The sequence below is a fragment of the Duncaniella muricolitica genome (assembly GCF_910574735.1).
GTDB lineage: Bacteria > Bacteroidota > Bacteroidia > Bacteroidales > Muribaculaceae > Duncaniella > Duncaniella muricolitica.
In genome coordinates, this window is sequence record NZ_CAJTCF010000161.1 from 1 (window position 1) to 1188 (window position 1188).

Here is a 1188-nt window from a genome sequence, read left to right on the forward strand (position 1 = left end):
GGGAGACCTCTTCGACAAATCGAATTTCAAAAATGTCAATGTTCTCTATGGTTCAAGTGAACCGAATTTATTTAATTTTTAACCCCGTCCATTTTTAGTGGACAGTAGTGACTGAATATGATTAGTTAAACTTAAATTATGTGTGCGAATTTACATTATTATCTTTGTGGTGACGTATTAACTTTAACTGCATGGCAATAGGAAAGAAGACAGGAGGACGAAAGAAGGGCACACCCAACAAATCAACCATGTTGGGCAAGGAGGTCATTGTGTCCTTACTTGCCGATTATTCCAACAGCGGCCTTATGACTTCCGACTTTATGGCTCTTGATCCAAAAGACCGGCTCGTGATTGCAGAGAGACTCATGCAATACACGATGCCCAAAATGCAAGCCACAGCTATTGATCTCACCACCGGAGAAAAGGAGAAGACAATCGAAGACCGCCTCGCAGAATTGGCTGGAGAGGACGAGTAATCTACTCGGCTTCCACTTTAGACAGCAACCGCCTGACAATCCGTCGGCGGTTTTTTATCGTCAAATTGTGAAAATTATGTTGATTTTGCATGGGGTTTCCTCAAACTTAATGGGGGTTTTGTTTGAGGAAACGGGGGGCTGGCTTCATATTAAGTTCGACAAAACTCTCGGTAACCTCGCTTTTATCGCGAAAAACTTAAATTTTAATATCCTGTTTTTCAAGGCATTAAGTTTTGAGCGTTTCTTACGACATAAAAAGAGGAAACTATAGGCTAACTCGCGTTTTGTTTGAGTAAACTATAGGCCAACTATGGGTTTCCTCAAACTTAATAGGGGTTTTGTTTGAGTAAACTATGGGTTACCCCCATTTAATTCCGGAATTAAGTACACAAAAGAAAGTAAAGTATTTATACTTTACTTTCCGTTACACTCCAAGTAAAATATAAATACAAGAAACATCAACTGTCGTTGATGTTGTCGAGCGTGCGCGCGAAGAAAAGACGACGGCGACGACGTTTTGAAAACTCGATTTTGAAATTTTGTTTTTTTGAAAAAGAAATATTACTGTCCGCTAAACTTTTTTTGAGCGATTGAAAAATTAGGGCTGATTCTTGCTAAGGCAAGCGACAAAAGTCGATTACCATTTGCAGGAGTCAGCCCTAATTAGTTATTTTTGGTGTCGTCAAACAAACCATGAATAACCATGAGCAAA

Annotated in this window: 1 protein-coding gene; it reads left to right on the forward strand. The window is 39.5% G+C overall.

Going from position 1 to position 1188, the window contains the following annotated elements:
* The first annotated feature begins 191 nt into the window (after window positions 1-191).
* Window positions 192-476, forward strand: coding sequence for a hypothetical protein (locus tag QGT73_RS17290; protein WP_123618554.1), 285 nt, complete (start codon window positions 192-194; stop codon window positions 474-476).
* Window positions 477-1188: the final 712 nt, after the last annotated feature.

Bases quoted from the DNA above. Each gene is read 5' to 3' on its own strand.
- QGT73_RS17290 (WP_123618554.1), top strand. From the start codon at position 192: ATGGCAATAGGAAAGAAGACAGGAGGACGAAAGAAGGGCACACCCAAC.